This is a genomic window from Streptomyces sp. E2N166 (assembly GCF_003671715.1).
Taxonomy (GTDB): Bacteria; Actinomycetota; Actinomycetes; order Streptomycetales; family Streptomycetaceae; genus Streptomyces; species Streptomyces thinghirensis.
This window is the reverse complement of record NZ_RAIF01000032.1, coordinates 946504-963076: the sequence shown is the minus strand read 5'-3', so window position 1 is coordinate 963076 and position 16573 is coordinate 946504. Positions and strand designations below refer to the sequence as shown.

Here is a 16573-nt window from a genome sequence, read left to right as displayed (position 1 = left end):
CGGCGCACGCTTCGCGGAGATGGGGAGTTTCCGTAGCCATTGCCGTCACATCTCCCGTTCTACACTGCCGACCCAATGCATACTATTTCGGACACGCCGCCCGACCGTCCGTGCGGCAGGCCCGCTCGACGGTGTCGGGGATTATCGCCCCATGTGCCGCGTTTCGGGACCGGTACAGCTTACGTTGTACAACTCATGGAGGTTCGCCGGGGTTCTCCGCGCATCACAAGAACACACCGATCGGCCTCAAGATTCCTGCGAACGCCAGGAGTTGACGTTTCCTTTACAGACGCGGGGCCGCGCCGGAACAGTTCCTGCGCGACCCGGCGTGCCGGGCTACTTGCCCGTGAACTTCTCGTACTCCTTGAGCACCTCTTCGGTCGGCCCGTCCATGCGCAGCTCGCCGCGTTCCAGCCAGAGCACGCGGTTGCAGGTGTCGCGGATGGACTTGTTGTTGTGGCTGACCAGGAAGACGGTGCCGGCCTCCTTCTTCAGCTCCCGGATGCGCTCCTCGGAGCGCGCCTGGAACTTGCGGTCGCCGGTGGCCAGCGCCTCGTCGATCATCAGGACGTCGTGGTCCTTGGCGGCGGCGATGGAGAACCGCAGGCGGGCGGCCATGCCGGAGGAGTAGGTGCGCATCGGCAGGGTGATGAAGTCGCCCTTCTCGTTGATCCCGGAGAAGTCGACGATGTCCTGGTAGCGCTCCTTGATCTGCTCGCGGGACATGCCCATGGCCAGTCCGCCGAGGATGACGTTCCGCTCGCCGGTCAGGTCGTTCATCAGGGCCGCGTTCACGCCGAGCAGGGAGGGCTGGCCGTCGGTGTAGACCTTGCCCCGCTCGGCGGGCAGCAGGCCGGCGATGGCCCGCAGCAGGGTCGACTTGCCGGAACCGTTGGAACCGATCAGGCCGATGGCCTCGCCCCGGTAGGCGGTGAAGGAGACGCCGCGCACGGCGTGCACCTTGCGCACGCCCCGCGCCGCGTCGTCGGAGCCTCGCCTGATCATGCGGCTCAGGGCGGCGGTCGCGCTGCCCTTGCCGGTCCTGGCGCCGTTGACGCGGTAGACGATGTGCAGTTCGTCCGCGATGACCGTCGGCACCCGCTCGCCCTGCTGCTCAGCCACGGCCGTACCTCTCCTCCGCCTTCCAGAAGTACACGAAGCCGCCCACGGCGAGGACCACGGCCCAGCCGAGCGCGACCGCCCACACGTGCGGCGGCAGGTGCTCGGAACCGTAGCCGTCGATCAGCGCGAAGCGGATCAGGTCCATGTAGACGGCGGCCGGGTTCCACTGGAGCACGTCGGCCAGCCAGGCCGGCTGGTCCTCCAGCATGATCGGGATGGAGAACATGACGCCCGACGCGTACATCCAGGTCCGCATGATGAACGGCATCAGCTGGGCCAGGTCCGGCGTCTTGGCGCCCATCCGGGCCACGATCAGCGCCAGCCCCATGTTGAAGAGGAACTGCAGGACGAGCGCCGGGACGGCCAGCAGCCAGGACAGCGAGGGGTAGCTGCCGAAGCCGATCACCACGGCGAACATCACGACCGTCGAGGCCAGCAGCTGCTGGAGCTGCTGGAGCGCGAACGAGATCGGGAGCGAGGCTCGCGGGAAGTGCAGCGCCCGCACCAGACCGAGGTTGCCGGAGATCGCGCGTACGCCCGCCATCGCCGAGGACTGGGTGAAGGTGAAGACGAACACACCCGTCACCAGGAACGGGATGTACACGTCCTTCGGCATGCCCCTGCCCGCGTTCAGGATCAGGCCGAAGATCATGAAGTAGACGAGCGCGTTCAGCAGCGGGGTGGCCACCTGCCACAGCTGGCCGAGCTTGGCCTGGCTGTACTGGGCGGTCAGCTTCGCCTGGGAGAAGGCGAGGATGAAGTGGCGCCGGCTCCAGAGCTGACGGACGTACTCCGCGAGGGACGGCCGGGCGCCGCTCACGGACAGCCCGTACTTGGCGGCGAGCCGGGCCGGTGTGAGGCCCTCGTCGGGCGACACGGGCTTGGTCATGGCGACCGTGCCGTCGTGCGTTGTCTCACTCACTGGTGGAAACTTTCGTCTTCGGAATGCTCGGCCGCGCGGGCCTGGCATGGACCTGTTGGCCCCGGGCGGACCGGGACGCTCTCGGATACGAGCTTGTCAGATCACGGGAGGCCGGCCCAGCCGGGTCAGCCGCCACACCGTACGCCACCTCATGGGCCGACGCGGACCGCAAGGGGTGGCCCAGCCCTCGCGGAAGCCGCCGAACCAGGCCTTCAGGGCAGGTCGCGAGGGGCGGCGCAGCAGTGTGAGCAGCATCCACACCCCGAGGTAGACCGGGACGAGGAGCGCGGGGAGGTTGCGGCGGGCGAGCCAGACACGGTTGCGGGCGACCATGCGGTGGTAGACCGCGTGCCGCGAGGGCGCGGTCGTGGGGTGGTTCAGCACCATGTCGGACCGGTAGTCGATCATCCAGCCCGCGTCCAGCGCCCGCCAGGCCAGGTCGGTCTCCTCGTGGGCGTAGAAGAACGCGTCCGGCAGGCCGCCGACCTGGGTGAGGACGCGGGTGCGGACGGCGTTGGCGCCGCCGAGGAAGGTGGTGACCCGGGAGGAGCGCATCGGGTCGGAGGCGCGCAGCCGCGGGACGTGCCGGCGCTGGGTCTCGCCGGTCTCCGGGTCGGCGATGCGGAAGCTGATGATGCCCAGCTCGTCGTCGGCCGCGAACGCCTCTCGGCACAGCTCGGCGGTGTCGGTGCGGGCGAGCAGGCCGTCGTCGTCGAGGAAGAGCAGGATGTCGACGTCACTGCCGCCCGGGCCGAAGGCCTCGATGCCGACGTTGCGGCCGCCGGGGATGCCCAGGTTCTCGGGCAGCTCGACGGTGCGCACGCCGTCCGGTACCTCCGGGACGGGCGAGCCGTTGCCGACCACGACCACCTCGACCGGGTCGCCGTCCTGCTTGGCCACCGAGTCGAGCAGGGCGCGCAGCTCCTCGGGGCGGTTGCCCATCGTGATGACGACGGCGCCGACCTTCATGGCCCCGCTCACTTGAGCCTGCTGGAGGCGAGGATGGACACCAGGTGCAGCAGGGTCTGCAGCAGCGCGATGCCCGCGAGTACGGCGGTGCCGAGGCGGGTGAAGAACAGGTCGCCGCGGCTCGCGTCGACGATCGCGAGGACGAGGATCAGCAGGGACGCCTCGATGCCGAGGATCAGCCGATGGAACTTGAGCGCCCCGGCGGCCCGGCGGGCCAGCGCCATGCCGGAGGAGCGCGGCTCGGACGCGGACTCCTGGACCGGCGCCTTGCCGGTCTGGTGCCGGGCGACGCCGACGAGGTCGGTCTCGGCCTTGATCAGGATGGCGCCGAGCGCGGCCAGGGTGCCGAGGAAGGCCCACAGCCAGTCGACGCGTCCGGTGCCCCAGATGTCGGCGGCGCGCAGGCCGAGCCCGACCAGGACGGCGGCGTCGGTCAGGTAGGCGCCGACCCGGTCCAGGTAGACGCCGCCGAGTGAGTACTGCTTCTTCCAGCGCGCGACCTCGCCGTCGACACAGTCCAGCAGCAGGTAGAGCTGGACCGCCACGACGCCGAGCACGGCGCCCGTGATGCCAGGCACCAGCAGGGCCGGGGCCGCGAGCACGCCGCAGACGGTCATCAGGTACGTGAGCTGGTTGGGCGTGATCCTGGTGTTCACCAGGTAGCGGTCGATCCGCAGCGAGACCTCGCGCATGTAGAGGCGTCCCGCCCAGTGCTCACCGCTGCGCCGGTCCTTCACCCCCGCGGGGTGGACGACCGGACGTAGTTCAGCTACCGATGGCCTTGACATAGTCGGCGTACAGGTCCTTGATCTGGTCGGTATTGAGGTCGAGGTGCTCGAGGATCGTGTAGCGGCCGGGCCGCGTCTGCGGGGCGTACTCCACCGCCTGGAAGAACTCCTCCGGGGTGAACCCGATCTCCTCCGGCAGCACCGGCAGTCCGTGCCGGCGCAGTACCTCGGCCATCTGGGCGGACTCCTCGTGGGCCCCGCGCAGATACATCGCGAAGGCCGCGCCCAGACCGCACTGCTCCCCGTGAGAGGCCGCGCGGGTGGGGAAGAGCAGGTCGAAGGCGTGGTTGATCTCGTGGCAGGCGCCGGAGGCGGGCCGCGAGTCACCGGAGACCGACATGGCGATGCCGGTCAGGACCAGGCCCTCGGCGAGCACCTGGAGGAAGTCGTTGTCACCGACGCCGCCCGGGTGCCGGAGCACGGCCTCGCCCGCCTGTCGGGCCATCGCGGCGGCCAGGCCGTCGATCCGCTCGCCCTTGACCCGGTTGGCCAGCTCCCAGTCCGCGATCGCGGAGATGTTGGAGACGGCGTCGCCGATGCCGGCGCGCACGAACCGCACCGGGGCGTCGCGGATGACGTCCAGGTCGATGACGACGGCGATGGGGTTCGGGACACCGTAGGAGCCGCGGCCCGCGTCGTTGTCGAGGGTGGCGACCGGCGAGCAGAGCCCGTCGTGCGCGAGGTTCGTGGGCACGGCGACCAGCGGGAGGCCGATGCGGGCCGCGGCGAACTTCGCGCAGTCGATGATCTTGCCGCCGCCGAGGCCGACGACCGCGTCGTAGTGGCCGCCCTTCATGGCACCGGCCAGCTTGATCGCGTCGTCCAGGGTGCCGCCGCCGACCTCGAACCAGTCGGCGCCGGGCAGCGACGGGGCGACACGCTCGCGCAGCCGGGCGCCCGAGCCGCCGCTGACGGCGACGGCGAGCTTGCCCGAGTGGGAGATGCGCTCGTCGGCGAGCACACATCCCAGGTCGTCGAGGGCACCCGCGCGGATGTCCACGACGACCGGCGACGGGATGAGCCTCGTCAGTACAGGCACGCGATCTCCCTGCCCTTGGCGAGGTCGTCGTGGTTGTCGATCTCGACCCACTTGACCTCGCCGATCGGCGCCACGTCGACCTTGAAGCCGCGGTTGACCAGCTCCTGGTAGCCGTCCTCGTAGTACAGCTGCGGGTCGCGCTCGAAGGTGGTCTTCAGGGCGTCGGCCAGCTCGACGGCGGCCTCGCCCTCGATGAGGGTGACGCCGATGTACTCGCCGGTCGCGTCGGCCGGGTCCATGAGCTTGGTGATGCGCTGAACGCCCTTGTCCGGGTCGACTACGACCTTCATCTCCTCCTCGGCGAGGTTCTTCACCGTGTCGAGGGCGAGGATGATCTTCTTGCCGTCGCCGCGGGCGGCGAGCAGGGTCTTCTCGACGGAGACCGGGTGCACGGTGTCGCCGTTGGCGAGGATCACGCCGTCCTTGAGGGCGTCGCGGCCGCACCACAGGGAGTAGGCGTTGTTCCACTCCTCGGCCTTGTCGTTGTCGATGAGGGTGAGCTTGACGCCGTACTTCTGCTCCAGCGCTTCCTTGCGGTCGTACACGGCTTCCTTGCGGTAGCCGACGATGATCCCGACCTCGGTCAGGCCGACCTCGGCGAAGTTGGCCAGCGTCAGGTCCAGCACGGTGATGCTGTCCTCCGCGCCCTCCGGGCCGACCGGGACCAGTGCCTTGGGCAGGGTGTCGGTGTAGGGGCGCAGACGGCGTCCGGCGCCGGCCGCCAGCACGAGGCCGATCATGCGGGTTCTCCTTCGTCGTGTACGGCGGGTGCGCCGACCTTGTGGGCGGCGACCCAGAAGCGGATGCTCTCCACGAGCACCACGAGAGCCACGGCCACGGCGAGGACCGTGAGCGCGACCTTGAACTGTGAGGCGGTGAGCAGCACGGCCAGCACGGTGATCACCAGCGTGCGGCCCTCGTGCCCCCCGACCGTCCGCACCAGCCACTGCGGCGGCGCTCCCGCGTCGCCGCGGATGCGGTAGACCGTGTCGTAGTGATGGTAGGCGACCGCGGCAACCAGCCCGAAAGCCGCTGGGAGCGCACCGTTCACGTCCGCTTTCGCCGCCAGTACCAGGACGGTGCCGTACTCGGCGGCGCGCAGGAACGGCGGGGCCAGCCAGTCGAGGGCGCCCTTGAGTGGGCGGGCGACGGCGAGGGCGGACGTCAGGACGTAGCCGATCGCGGCGACCGCCGGCCAGGGGCCGCCGAAGTCGGTGAGCGCGGACGTGGCGACGACGGCGGCGCCGCCGAGGAGTGCGACGGCGGGGGCGGTGAAGCCGGGCAGCCGGCGGACGGTCCGCGCGAGCCCCTTGGCGGCGGCCTCGGCGAGCGGACCCGAGTCGGCGAGGTCGGCCAGTGCCTTCGCGGCCCGGTCGGTCCGCGTCGCCCTGCGGGTCAGCGAGCGCAGGACACGGCCCGCGGTGGTGTACGTCGCGGCGAAGGCGCAGCCGATCAGCAGCGCGTAGAAGGTGATCCGGGGCGTCGTGAGCGCGGTCAGGACGGCGATCATGGCCCAGCGTTCGCCGATGGGCAGGACGATCATGCGCCGCACCCAGACCGTCCAGCCGACGCTGTCGAGCCTGTCGGAGAGGGCGGCGGTGGGGCTGGTGTTGGCGGCGGCGTCGTGATTGGCCTCGTTGAAGGAGAAGTCGACGACGTGCCGGCAGGTCTGGAGGACCATCGCGCCGAGGGCGAGGGCCCATACGTCGTCGCCGCCGCGGGCGGCTCCGAGGGCGAGGCCCGCGTAGTAGGCGTACTCCTTGGCGCGGTCGAATGTGGCGTCCAGCCAGGCGCCGAGCGTGGAGTACCGCAGGGAGTAGCGGGCGAGCTGTCCGTCGGTGCAGTCGAGGACGAAGGAGGCGATGAGCAGGACGCCGGCGGCGACGAAACCGCCGCGGGTGCCGGTGGCCGCGCAGCCCGCCGCTATGAGCGCGGTGATGAGCGAGGCGGTGGTGACCTGGTTGGGGGTCAGTCCGCGTCGAGCGCACCAGCGGGCGATGTAGCGGGAGTAGGGGCTGATGAGGAAGGTGGTGACGAAACCGTCGCGGGCCTTGACCGCCGACTTCAGGCGTACGGCCTCGTCGTCGACGCCGGCGACGGCCTGCCGGGCCTCGTTGCGGGCCTGGGGGTCGGCGGGGACGGCGGCGACCAGGCTGCCGAGCTCGGGCCGGTGGACGCCCGCGCCGTCGGCGTCGAGGGTGGCGGTGATCCGGTCGGCGAGGCTGTCGACGTCCCCCACGCTCGGCTTCACTCGCGCGGGGGCACCACCACGGGCGGTGTCGCCTTGGCCGGAGTTCTCGCGGGCCATCGCGCGGGTCAGGGCCTGGCGGGCCTCCGGCCGGGCGGTGACGGCGCCGGGGATCGCGGCCAGCGGGAAGCGGGGGTCGGTGAGGCCCAGGCGCAGGGCGTGCAGGTGGCCGACGAAGCGGGCGTCCACCACGGCGACCCGCTCGCCGGCCGGCACCCGGGCCAGCAACGTCTCGGCGTCGGCGGCGCCGGAGGCGGGACGCACGTCGAAGCCCAGGGACCGCAGCTCGCTCTCGATCGACGAACCGGGGACCGGCTGACCGGTGAGGATGGCGGTCGACAACCGAACTCACTCCCTGGGTGCCGACGCCTGGGCGCCGAGCCTGTGCATGGTGGGACGCCCGTGCCTGCGGCACCCGGGCGGCATGTCGGCAGAGGCTATCGGATGGCTGGAACGCCGTGTTCACCGCCCGTTTCACGGTCGGTCGACGCCACTTGCACCCGCCTTTGCCGCGATCATCATCGTGGATCCGGGGCCCGCCCCACAAACCGCGCTCCCAGACCGGGCATCGCGGACATCGCACAGTGTCGACGGGCCTTCGCTCAGGGTCAGGGCCGCCTCTGCCCGGCCGTCCGCCCGCCTCACCCGGACGGCCCGCCCAGGACGTCGTGACGCTCTGACCTGCGTATCGTTTCCGCAGGTCAGAGCACATGACAACGGTGTTCAGTGCCGCGTTGCCGGATACCCCCTACCCGTAGTTCACTGTGCTCCGGACGCCGGATGCCGGACATACGGGAGGCTGCTTCTCATGGGGGCTGGGCATGATCACGGGCACGCGCACGGAGCGCAGGCCGGCGGGACGGCGACGGCCGCGTACCGCGGCAGACTGCGGGTGGCGCTGGCGATCACGCTCTTCGTCATGGTCGTCGAGATCGTCGGCGGCGTGCTCGCCGACTCGCTCGCGCTGATCGCCGACGCCGCGCACATGGCGACGGACGCCCTGGGTCTCGGCATGGCGCTGCTGGCCATTCACTTCGCGAACCTGCCGCCGAGCGACCGGCGTACCTTCGGCTTCGCGCGCGCCGAGATCCTCGCCGCCCTGGCCAACTGTCTGCTGCTGCTCGGGGTCGGCGGTTACGTCCTGTACGAGGCGATCGAGCGGTTCATCACACCGGCCGGCACCGCGGGCGGGCTGACCGTCGTCTTCGGCGCGATCGGCCTGGTGGCGAACATGGCGTCGCTGACCCTGCTGATGCGCGGCCAGAAGGAGAGCCTGAACGTGCGGGGCGCCTTCCTGGAGGTGGCGGCGGACGCGCTGGGCTCCCTTGCGGTGATCGTCTCGGCACTCGTGATCCTGGCCACCGGCTGGCAGCCGGCCGACCCGATCGCGTCGCTGGTGATCGGCCTGATGATCGTGCCGCGCACCTGGCGGCTGCTGCGCGAGACCCTGGACGTGCTGTTGGAGGCCGCGCCCAAGGGCGTGGACATCGCCGAGGTGCGCGCCCACATACTGGCGCTGGACGGGGTCGAGGACGTCCACGACCTGCACGCCTGGACCATCACCTCCGGCCTGCCGGTGCTGTCGGCGCATGTGGTGGTGAGCGGCGAGGCGCTGAGCGCGATCGGTCACGAGAAGATGCTGCACGAGTTGCAGGGCTGCCTCGGCGACCACTTCGACGTGGAGCACTGCACCTTCCAGCTGGAGCCCAGCGGCCACGCGGAGCACGAGGCGAGGTTGTGCCACTGAGGCCGGGTGGCACCGGCGGAGCGCGGTGGGGGCGTGCGCTTACCGGAACGCGCTGCGGAGCGCGGCCGTCCGCCGCTCGTTCACGTCCTGCCCCGGTCCTGTCCCCCGCGGCACTCCTCCCGGTCACGCCGTGGACGGTTCCCGGTCCGCGCCGCCGGGCACGGTGATCAACTGGGCCCTTCCTCGGCGTCCGACCGGTGACGACCGCCGCCCGCGCCGCCGTGCGGGACATGCGGGAGTGCCGGGAAGTGCCGAGAGTGCCGGATTCGTACGGCACACTTGGGGCGCGAGGACCGATGTGAAGGATGGGTATGCCGATCACTCCTGCCACCGCGACGCACAGTTCGTCGAACGGCACCGCAGACGCGATTTTGCTGGAACTGGTCGACGAGAACGGCGTGACGATCGGCACCGCGGAGAAGCTCTCCGCGCATCAGCCGCCGGGGCGGCTGCACCGCGCCTTCTCCGTGTTCCTCTTCGACGAGCGCGGCCGGCTGCTGCTCCAGCAGCGGGCACTGGGCAAGTACCACTCCCCCGGCGTGTGGTCCAACACCTGCTGCGGTCACCCCTACCCCGGCGAGGCGCCCTTCGCGGCGGCGGCCCGTCGGACGTACGAGGAGCTGGGCGTCTCCCCTTCGCTGCTCGCCGAGGCGGGCACCGTGCGCTACAACCACCCGGACCCGGCCTCCGGGCTGGTCGAGCAGGAGTACAACCACCTCTTCGTCGGCCTGGTGCAGGCAGCGCCGCGGCCCGATGCGGAGGAAGTCGCGGAGACGGCCTTCGTGTCACCCGCCGAGCTGGCCGAACGGCACGGCAAGGACACCTTCTCGGCGTGGTTCATGACGGTGCTGGACGCGGCCCGGCCCGCGGTCCGCGAGCTGACGGGCCCCTCCGCCGGCTGGTGAGCCCGGTTACCGCAGGGCGTGCTTGAGCGGCAGGGCGACCCAGATGACCTTGCCGCCGCTCGCCGTGTGGGCCACGTCGCACGCCCCGCCCGCCTCCCGGGTGATCTCCCGGACAAGGAGCAGTCCGCGCCCGCCCGTCTGACCGTGATCGGCCTCCAGGGCGGTCGGGCGGTAGGGGTGGCTGTCCTCCACGGACACCCGCACCCACTCGGGCCCGACGGCGATCTCCACGGCGAGCACCGGCGACAGCACCGCCGCGTGCCGGACGGCGTTCGTGACCAGCTCCGAGACGATCAGGAGCAGGCCCTCGGCCACGTCGTCGGAGACCGGCACGCCCTGGCGCAGCAGCAGGTCCCGCACGGCGTGCCGCGCCTGCGGGACCGACGCGTCCACGGCGGGGGCGGTGAACCGCCAGACACCTTCGTACGGCAGTGGCCCGGCGGGCCCGGTCTCGTCCATCGTCCGGTCGCCACCCTTGGGCTCGATTGTCACCACACTCCGAGTGTTGGTAACGCGTCGCTCCGCTACGGAGAACTGAACACAAGTCAGCTGATATCGAACGCTTCTGATCGTTGGCGTATGACACGGTCAGTTGTGGGACCGTTCCTGTCCCGCCCGCACCGGCCGCGTGCACCCAACGGGTCGGCGGATAACATCCGGCGCATGGAGCCCCAGCTGCTGCACCGGGTCGCCGACTCGGTCGCCACCGTCGTCGTCCACCACCCGGCCAAGCGCAACGCCATGACGGCCGCGATGTGGCGGGCGCTGCCCGAGCTGCTGGACGCCCTGGCGGGAGACCCGGCGGTGCGGGCGCTGGTGCTCACCGGTGAGGGAGCCACGTTCTGTGCCGGGGCCGACATCTCCACCCTGCGGGAGCCGGCGGAGGACGCGCAGGGGCTCGCCGTTCGGGCCGAGGAGGCCCTCGCGGCCTTCCCCAAGCCGACGCTGGCGGCGATCCGCGGTCACTGCGTGGGCGGCGGTGCTCAGTTGGCGGCCGCCTGCGACCTGCGGTTCGCCGAGGAGTCGGCGCTGTTCGGGGTGACCCCGGCCAAGCTGGGGGTCGTGTACCCGGCGTCCTCCACCCGGAGGCTGGTGGCGCTGACGGGCCCGGCCTCCGCGAAGTACCTACTTTTCTCGGGGGAGTTGATCGACGCCGGGCGGGCGTTGCGCACCGGCCTGGTCGACGAGGTGCTGCCGGAGGGCGAACTCGGCAAGCGAGTCGGGGAGTTCACCCGGGTACTGGCGTCGCGCTCGCTGCTGACGCAGGCCGCGGCGAAGGAGTTCGCGAACGGGCGTACCGACCGGGACGCGTACTGGGCCGCCCAGGCGAGCGGCAGCGGCGACACCGCGGAGGGGGTCGCCGCCTTCCTGGAGCGCAGGCAGCCGCGTTTCGGCTGGAGCATGCCGCAGAGCGGGTCTACTTCAGGATGAATCGGTTCCTCACGCGGAACTCCTCGACGAGATGCGCGGGTGCCTTCTCGGGGGACCCCGCGTCGTAGGGCGGCCGCGGGTCGTACTCCGTCAGCAACTGGACCGCCTGGGCGTGTTCGTCCCCGGCGATGCGGCCGACCAGTGTGAGGCCCATGTCGATGCCGGAGGAGACGCCGGCCGCGGTGACGTACTTGCCGTCGGTGACCACCCGTTCCCCGGTCGGCTCGACACCGAACTGCTCGAGGAGGTTCAGTGCCAGCCAGTGCGAGGTGGCACGGCGGCCGGTGAGCAGTCCCGCGGCGGCGAGCAGCAGGGAGCCGGAGCAGACCGAGCTGGTCCAGGTGCTGGTGGCGTCGACGGCGCGCAGCCAGTCCAGCAGGGTCTCGTTGCCCATCTGCGCGTCCTGGCCGGGGCCGCCCGGCACGACGACGACATCCGGGTTCGGCACGTCCGCCAGGGTCCGGTCGGCGGTCAGCGCCAGGCTCCCCGAATCGTTGCGGACCGGGCCGGTCCGCTCGGCGACGAAGACCGGCTCCGCCTTCGGTACGCGGCTCAGCATCTCGTACGGGCCCACGGCGTCGAGGGCGGTGAAACGGTCGAAGAGAACGATGGCGATCTGCACGTGTTTCCTTTCGGGCTCGCTCGGCGAGCGGGGTCGCGTCCTCAGTGGACGGGCGCGGGACGGAAGCGGCGGCGGTACTCGGCCGGTGAGGTGCCCAGGGCCCTGACGAAGGCGCGGCGCATGGCCTCCGGTGTGCCGTAGCCGCTGGAACGGGAGATCTCCTCGACGCCGTCACCGGTGTCCTCCAGCAGCCGGCGGGCGTGTTCGACGCGGACCCGGTCGACGTACCGGCCGGGTGTCGTGCCGGTCTCCGCGCGGAAGGCGCGGGCGAAGTGGCGGGGCGAGAGGCCGGCCCGGTCGGCGAGGGCCTCGACGCTCAGATCGGCCCCGGGGTGCTCGGCGACCCACCGCTGGAGCTCGCGCAGGGGCTCACGCCGTGCGGTCTGGGCGGCGAGCTGGGCGCTGAACTGTGCCTGGTTACCGGGCCGGCGCAGGAACACCACCAGGTGCCGGGCGATGGTCAGGGCGGCGTCCCGGTCCAGGTCCTCCTCGACCAGGGCGAGGGCGAGATCGATACCGGAGGTGACGCCGGCGGAGGTGGCGACCTGGCCGTCGCGGATGAAGATCGGGTCGGGGTCGACGTCCACGGCCGGGTGGTCGCGCGCGAGCCGGTCGGAATAGGCCCAGTGGGTGGTGGCGCGGCGGCCGTCCAGCAGACCCGCCCTGGCGAGCAGGATCGCCCCGGTGCAGACGGAGACCAGGCGCCGGGCACGCGTCCCGTGGCCTCGCAGCCACTCGACGAGGCGCGGGTCGGGGTTCCGGGAGCCCCGGCCGCCGGGAACGATCAGGGTGTCCGGGACGGACGCCTCCGCGAGGGCCAGGTCCGGTACGACGGTCAGCCCGCTGGAGGTGCGCACGGGCGCGCCGTCCAGCGAGGCCGTGCGGACGCGGTACGTCCCCGGCGTGTGCTGCTCGGCGCCCGCGAAGACCTCCACGGGGCCGGTGACGTCGAGGCTCTGGACGTCGTCGAACAGGACGACGAGGACGGTTCGGTGCGCCATGCCGTCGATTCTTCGCCCGCCCGGCGATGGCCGCAATGACGAGTACCCCACCTTTCCTGCCATGCGTCCCGCGCTCGGAGCGGGCCCTCCGGCAGACGCCTGGAGGACGTACTGAGCGGTTGGTAACGTGCGTGGCATGACCACTGCCGCCATCGGCGCACGCGCCGGCCGCCGCTGCCACAACGCGCTCAACTCGCTGCACTCGACGCACTACTTCTCGCCCGACCTGGGGCGGGAACTGGGCGGCCTCGGGGTCACCGACCCCCGGGCCGTCAACTTCGCGGTGCGCGCCGCCGCGCTGGGGCCGGTCGGCGCCGGCGCCGTGACGGCGACGTTCTACAACTACAAGCACGACCTCGTCGCCCGGCATGTGCCCTCGGTGTGGGAGACCGCCACCCCGGCACAGGTCCTGGCGGCACGCGCGCGTGCCGTCGACGCCACGCTGCGCCGCCTGCTCGGCGACGAGACCCTGGCGTCCGCGGAGATGTCCGAGGCCGCCGGTCTGGCGCTGCGCGCCGCAGAGGGCTGCTCCCGCGGCGCCCGTCCGCTGTACTCCGCCCACGCGGACCTGCCCGTGCCCGACGCGCCGCACCTGGCGTTCTGGCACGCGGCGACCCTGCTGCGCGAGCACCGGGGCGACGGCCACCTCGCGGCGTTGCTGGCCGCGGGCCTCGACGGCCTGGAGGCACTGGTCACGCACACCGCGACCGGCAAGGGCATGGCGCCGAAGTGGATCTTCACCACCCGTGGCTGGACCCAGGAGGAGTGGGATGCGGCGACGGACCGGCTGCGCGACCGCGGCCTGATCGACGACGCCGGCGAGCTGAGCGAGCGGGGTGTGGCACTGCGCGACGAGATCGAACGGGAGACGGACCGGCTGGACGCGGCCCCCTACGCGCACCTCGGAGCCGAGGGCGTGGCCCGTCTGACGGAGCTCGGAACGTCCTTCGCCCGTACGGCGCTGAGCGCCGGCGCCTTCCCGGCCGACCTGCTCGGCAGGCGCTGACCAGGTCCGGCCCCGCCGACGGGCATGTCCGGCCGATCCGGAGGTACCCGTAGGGTTCCCGGCCGGAGGGGCCGGGAGAGGAAAGGGGCTTCTCGTGTTCCGTGCCATCGCAGACGTACTGCGCCAGATCGGTGGGGCCATCGCCACCGTCGTGACGCTTCCCTTCCGGGCCCTGGCCCGGCTTTTCGGCGGGGCCTCGTCCTCGACCCGCGGCCGCCGGGTCTGACACCGCGTCCGGCGCGACCCGTTCCCGACCGGGCCGGGTGGTGCCCTGATCCCCGATTGTCGGCGCCACCTGCCACAATTGCCGCGCAACCTCTGTGAGAAGGCGGTACGGGATCGTGACGACACCCGGGTCCAGCGCGTCCATCGACGTGAGGTCCATCGAGAGCAGGATCGCCGAGGAACTCGGCGTGCGGGAGCGGCAGGTGAAGGCCGCGGTGGAGCTGCTCGACGGCGGCTCCACGGTGCCCTTCATCGCCCGCTACCGCAAGGAAGCGACCGAGATGCTCGACGACGCGCAGCTGCGCACGCTCGAGGAGCGGCTGCGTTATCTGCGGGAGCTGGAGGAGCGGCGTACGGCGATCCTCGACTCGGTGCGCGAGCAGGGCAAGCTCACCGAGGAGCTCGAGGCACGCATCCGCGGGGCGGAGACCAAGGCCCGCCTCGAGGACGTCTACCTGCCGTACAAGCCCAAGCGGCGTACCAAGGCGCAGATCGCGCGTGAGGCGGGTCTGGAGCCGCTGGCCGAGGGCCTGCTCGGCGACCCGTCGGTGGACCCGGTCGCCGCTGCCTCCGCGTTCGTCGACGCCGACAAGGGCGTGGCGGACCCCCAGGCCGCCCTGGACGGAGCGCGGTCGATCCTCACGGAGAAGTTCTCGGAGGACGCCGACCTGATCGGCGAGCTGCGGGAGCGGATGTGGGCGCGCGGGCGGCTCGCCGCCAAGGTGAAGGAGGGCAAGGAGGAGGCCGGCGCCAAGTTCGCCGACTACTTCGACTTCGCCGAGCCGTTCACCGAGCTGCCCTCGCACCGGATCCTCGCCATGCTGCGCGGCGAGAAGGAGGACGTGCTCGACCTCGTCCTGGAGCCCGAGGAGGCCACCGACGGACCGTCGTCGTACGAGGGGATCGTCGCCGGCCGCTTCGGGATCGCCGACCGCGGCCGGGCCGGCGACAAGTGGCTCACGGACACGGTCCGCTGGGCCTGGCGCACCCGCATCCTGGTGCACCTCGGCATCGACCTGCGGCTGCGGCTGCGCACGGCCGCCGAGGACGAGGCGGTGAACGTCTTCGCCGCGAACCTCCGCGACCTGCTGCTGGCCGCCCCGGCGGGCACCCGCGCGACGCTCGGCCTGGACCCGGGCTTCCGTACGGGCGTGAAGGTCGCGGTGGTCGACGCGACCGGCAAGGTCGTGGCCACGGACGTGATCCATCCGCACGTCCCCGCCAACCGGTGGGACGAGGCGATCGCCAAGCTGGCGCGGCTCGCCAAGGAGCACGCGGTCGAACTGGTCGCCATCGGCAACGGCACGGCGTCCCGCGAGACCGACAAGCTCGCCGGCGAACTGATCGCCAAGCACCCGGAGTTGCAGCTCACCAAGGTGATGGTGTCCGAGGCCGGTGCCTCCGTGTACTCGGCCTCCGCCTTCGCCTCCCAGGAGTTGCCGGACATGGACGTCTCGCTGCGCGGCGCGGTGTCGATCGCCCGGCGGCTGCAGGACCCGCTGGCCGAGCTGGTGAAGATCGACCCGAAGTCGATCGGCGTCGGCCAGTACCAGCACGACCTGTCCGAGGTGAAGCTGTCGCGCTCGCTGGACGCGGTGGTCGAGGACTGTGTGAACGGCGTGGGCGTGGACGTCAACACGGCGTCCGCGCCGCTGCTCGCCCGCGTGTCCGGCGTCACCTCCGGTCTCGCCGAGAACATCGTGGCGCACCGGGACGCGAACGGGCCGTTCACGTCGCGGACCGAGCTGAAGAAGGTGTCGCGGCTCGGCCCCAAGGCGTACGAGCAGTGCGCGGGCTTCCTGCGGATCCGGGGTGGCAGCGACCCGCTGGACGCGTCCAGCGTGCACCCCGAGGCGTACCCGGTGGTGCGCCGGATGGTGAAGACCGCCGGGCAGGAGGTGGCCGGCCTGATCGGCAACACGTCCGTGCTGCGGTCGCTCGAGCCGGCGGAGTTCGTGAACGAGACGTTCGGTCTGCCGACGGTCACGGACATCCTGAAGGAGCTGGAGAAGCCGGGGCGCGATCCGCGGCCCGCCTTCAAGACGGCCACCTTCAAGGAGGGCGTGGAGAAGATCTCCGACCTGTCCGCCGGGATGGTCCTGGAGGGGGTCGTGACGAACGTCGCGGCCTTCGGCGCGTTCGTGGACGTCGGTGTGCACCAGGACGGGCTGGTGCACGTGTCGGCCATGTCGAAGACGTTCGTGAAGGATCCGCGGGATGTGGTGAAGCCCGGGGACATCGTGAAGGTGAAGGTGATGGACGTCGACATCCCGCGGAAGCGGATCTCGTTGACGTTGCGGCTGGACGACGAGGCCGCTCCGCAGGGTGGGCAGGGTTCGCCCGGGGAGCAGAAGCGGGAACGTGGAGGGAAGCCGCCGAGGCAGCGGCAGCAGCGGCAGGCCTCCGGCGGCGGCGGTGGCGGCAAGGGGCGGTCGTCGGCGCCTGCTCCGTCCAACGACGCGATGGCTGACGCGTTGCGGCGGGCCGGGTTGGCGTAGGCGCCCGACGGGAGGTGGCGGGGCGTGGGCGCGCGGGCCGGCGTTTGCCG

16 protein-coding genes are annotated in these 16573 nt (G+C 71.6%); 6 read left to right on the top strand and 10 right to left on the bottom strand.

Features of this window, described 5'->3' with window-relative positions:
• Positions 1 to 336: 336 nt before the first annotated feature.
• The 7 genes from EBH09_RS31245 to EBH09_RS31215 form a co-directional block, all read right to left on the bottom strand.
• The gene (locus tag EBH09_RS31245; protein ID WP_193776630.1) at positions 337 to 1122 is read right to left on the bottom strand and encodes an ABC transporter ATP-binding protein; all 786 of its coding nucleotides are present in this window, start codon (positions 1120 to 1122) and stop codon (positions 337 to 339) included.
• A complete protein-coding gene (locus EBH09_RS31240; protein ID WP_121750217.1) occupies positions 1115 to 2044 on the bottom strand; it encodes an ABC transporter permease in 930 nt (309 codons plus the stop codon). The genes EBH09_RS31245 and EBH09_RS31240 overlap by 8 nt, the downstream gene beginning before the upstream one ends.
• Before the next feature lie 96 nt (positions 2045 to 2140).
• Complete coding sequence (locus EBH09_RS31235) at positions 2141 to 3013, bottom strand: glycosyltransferase (protein ID WP_121750216.1); 873 nt, start codon at positions 3011 to 3013, stop codon at positions 2141 to 2143.
• A gap of 8 nt (positions 3014 to 3021) precedes the next feature.
• Positions 3022 to 3801 carry a CDP-alcohol phosphatidyltransferase family protein gene (locus EBH09_RS31230; RefSeq protein ID WP_193776629.1) on the bottom strand — a complete coding sequence of 260 codons (780 nt, stop codon included), beginning with the start codon at positions 3799 to 3801 and terminating at the stop codon, positions 3022 to 3024.
• Positions 3779 to 4840, bottom strand: coding sequence for an iron-containing alcohol dehydrogenase family protein (locus tag EBH09_RS31225; RefSeq protein ID WP_121750215.1), 1062 nt, complete (start codon positions 4838 to 4840; stop codon positions 3779 to 3781). Before EBH09_RS31225 ends, EBH09_RS31230 begins: the two co-directional genes overlap by 23 nt.
• Positions 4828 to 5580 carry a phosphocholine cytidylyltransferase family protein gene (locus EBH09_RS31220; protein ID WP_121750214.1) on the bottom strand — a complete coding sequence of 251 codons (753 nt, stop codon included), beginning with the start codon at positions 5578 to 5580 and terminating at the stop codon, positions 4828 to 4830. Before EBH09_RS31220 ends, EBH09_RS31225 begins: the two co-directional genes overlap by 13 nt.
• Entirely contained in the window at positions 5577 to 7430 is a 1854-nt protein-coding gene (locus EBH09_RS31215; protein WP_121750213.1) for a DUF5941 domain-containing protein, read from the bottom strand. The genes EBH09_RS31220 and EBH09_RS31215 overlap by 4 nt, the downstream gene beginning before the upstream one ends.
• 466 nt (positions 7431 to 7896) lie before the next feature.
• Here EBH09_RS31215 and EBH09_RS31210 point away from each other — a divergent pair, with 466 nt between their 5' ends.
• Both EBH09_RS31210 and idi read left to right on the top strand, forming a co-directional pair.
• Positions 7897 to 8835 carry a cation diffusion facilitator family transporter gene (locus EBH09_RS31210; protein WP_121750212.1) on the top strand — a complete coding sequence of 313 codons (939 nt, stop codon included), beginning with the start codon at positions 7897 to 7899 and terminating at the stop codon, positions 8833 to 8835.
• Between the two features lie 311 nt (positions 8836 to 9146).
• Positions 9147 to 9740, top strand: coding sequence for an isopentenyl-diphosphate Delta-isomerase (gene idi / locus EBH09_RS31205; RefSeq protein ID WP_121750211.1), 594 nt, complete (start codon positions 9147 to 9149; stop codon positions 9738 to 9740).
• Positions 9741 to 9746: 6 nt separating this feature from the next.
• Here idi and EBH09_RS31200 read toward each other — a convergent pair whose 3' ends face one another.
• Positions 9747 to 10199, bottom strand: coding sequence for an ATP-binding protein (locus tag EBH09_RS31200; RefSeq protein WP_193776740.1), 453 nt, complete (start codon positions 10197 to 10199; stop codon positions 9747 to 9749).
• 204 nt (positions 10200 to 10403) lie between these two features.
• Here EBH09_RS31200 and EBH09_RS31195 point away from each other — a divergent pair, with 204 nt between their 5' ends.
• The gene (locus EBH09_RS31195; RefSeq protein ID WP_121750209.1) at positions 10404 to 11171 is read left to right on the top strand and encodes an enoyl-CoA hydratase/isomerase family protein; all 768 of its coding nucleotides are present in this window, start codon (positions 10404 to 10406) and stop codon (positions 11169 to 11171) included.
• On the opposite strand, the gene EBH09_RS31190 is transcribed toward EBH09_RS31195, so the two are convergent.
• Complete coding sequence (locus EBH09_RS31190) at positions 11158 to 11793, bottom strand: DJ-1/PfpI family protein (protein WP_121750208.1); 636 nt, start codon at positions 11791 to 11793, stop codon at positions 11158 to 11160. The two genes, EBH09_RS31195 and EBH09_RS31190, sit on opposite strands and share 14 nt — an antisense overlap.
• Positions 11794 to 11834: 41 nt before the next feature.
• Positions 11835 to 12794, bottom strand: coding sequence for a GlxA family transcriptional regulator (locus EBH09_RS31185; protein WP_121750207.1), 960 nt, complete (start codon positions 12792 to 12794; stop codon positions 11835 to 11837).
• A 136-nt stretch (positions 12795 to 12930) separates the two neighbouring features.
• Between EBH09_RS31185 and EBH09_RS31180 the strand changes: the two genes are divergently transcribed.
• From EBH09_RS31180 to EBH09_RS31175, 3 genes are all read left to right on the top strand, one after another.
• A complete protein-coding gene (locus tag EBH09_RS31180) occupies positions 12931 to 13800 on the top strand; it encodes a hypothetical protein (RefSeq protein WP_193776628.1) in 870 nt (289 codons plus the stop codon).
• Between the two features lie 94 nt (positions 13801 to 13894).
• The gene (locus EBH09_RS39855) at positions 13895 to 14026 is read left to right on the top strand and encodes an LPFR motif small protein (protein WP_274595154.1); all 132 of its coding nucleotides are present in this window, start codon (positions 13895 to 13897) and stop codon (positions 14024 to 14026) included.
• Positions 14027 to 14141: 115 nt separating this feature from the next.
• Positions 14142 to 16523 (top strand): Tex family protein, encoded by a 2382-nt coding sequence (locus EBH09_RS31175; RefSeq protein WP_193776627.1) that lies wholly within the window; start codon positions 14142 to 14144, stop codon positions 16521 to 16523.
• Positions 16524 to 16573 lie beyond the last annotated feature (50 nt).

What these genes read in the sequence shown, in the direction of transcription:
- EBH09_RS31235 (WP_121750216.1), bottom strand. Translation starts at nt 3,013, where the DNA reads ATGAAGGTCGGCGCCGTCGTCATCACGATGGGCAACCGCCCCGAGGAG.
- EBH09_RS31230 (WP_193776629.1), bottom strand. Translation starts at nt 3,801, where the DNA reads ATGTCAAGGCCATCGGTAGCTGAACTACGTCCGGTCGTCCACCCCGCG.
- EBH09_RS31220 (WP_121750214.1), bottom strand. Translation starts at nt 5,580, where the DNA reads ATGATCGGCCTCGTGCTGGCGGCCGGCGCCGGACGCCGTCTGCGCCCC.
- EBH09_RS31210 (WP_121750212.1), top strand. Translation starts at nt 7,897, where the DNA reads ATGGGGGCTGGGCATGATCACGGGCACGCGCACGGAGCGCAGGCCGGC.
- idi (WP_121750211.1), top strand. Translation starts at nt 9,147, where the DNA reads ATGCCGATCACTCCTGCCACCGCGACGCACAGTTCGTCGAACGGCACC.
- EBH09_RS31200 (WP_193776740.1), bottom strand. Translation starts at nt 10,199, where the DNA reads ATGGACGAGACCGGGCCCGCCGGGCCACTGCCGTACGAAGGTGTCTGG.
- EBH09_RS31195 (WP_121750209.1), top strand. Translation starts at nt 10,404, where the DNA reads ATGGAGCCCCAGCTGCTGCACCGGGTCGCCGACTCGGTCGCCACCGTC.
- EBH09_RS31185 (WP_121750207.1), bottom strand. Translation starts at nt 12,794, where the DNA reads ATGGCGCACCGAACCGTCCTCGTCGTCCTGTTCGACGACGTCCAGAGC.
- EBH09_RS31180 (WP_193776628.1), top strand. Translation starts at nt 12,931, where the DNA reads ATGACCACTGCCGCCATCGGCGCACGCGCCGGCCGCCGCTGCCACAAC.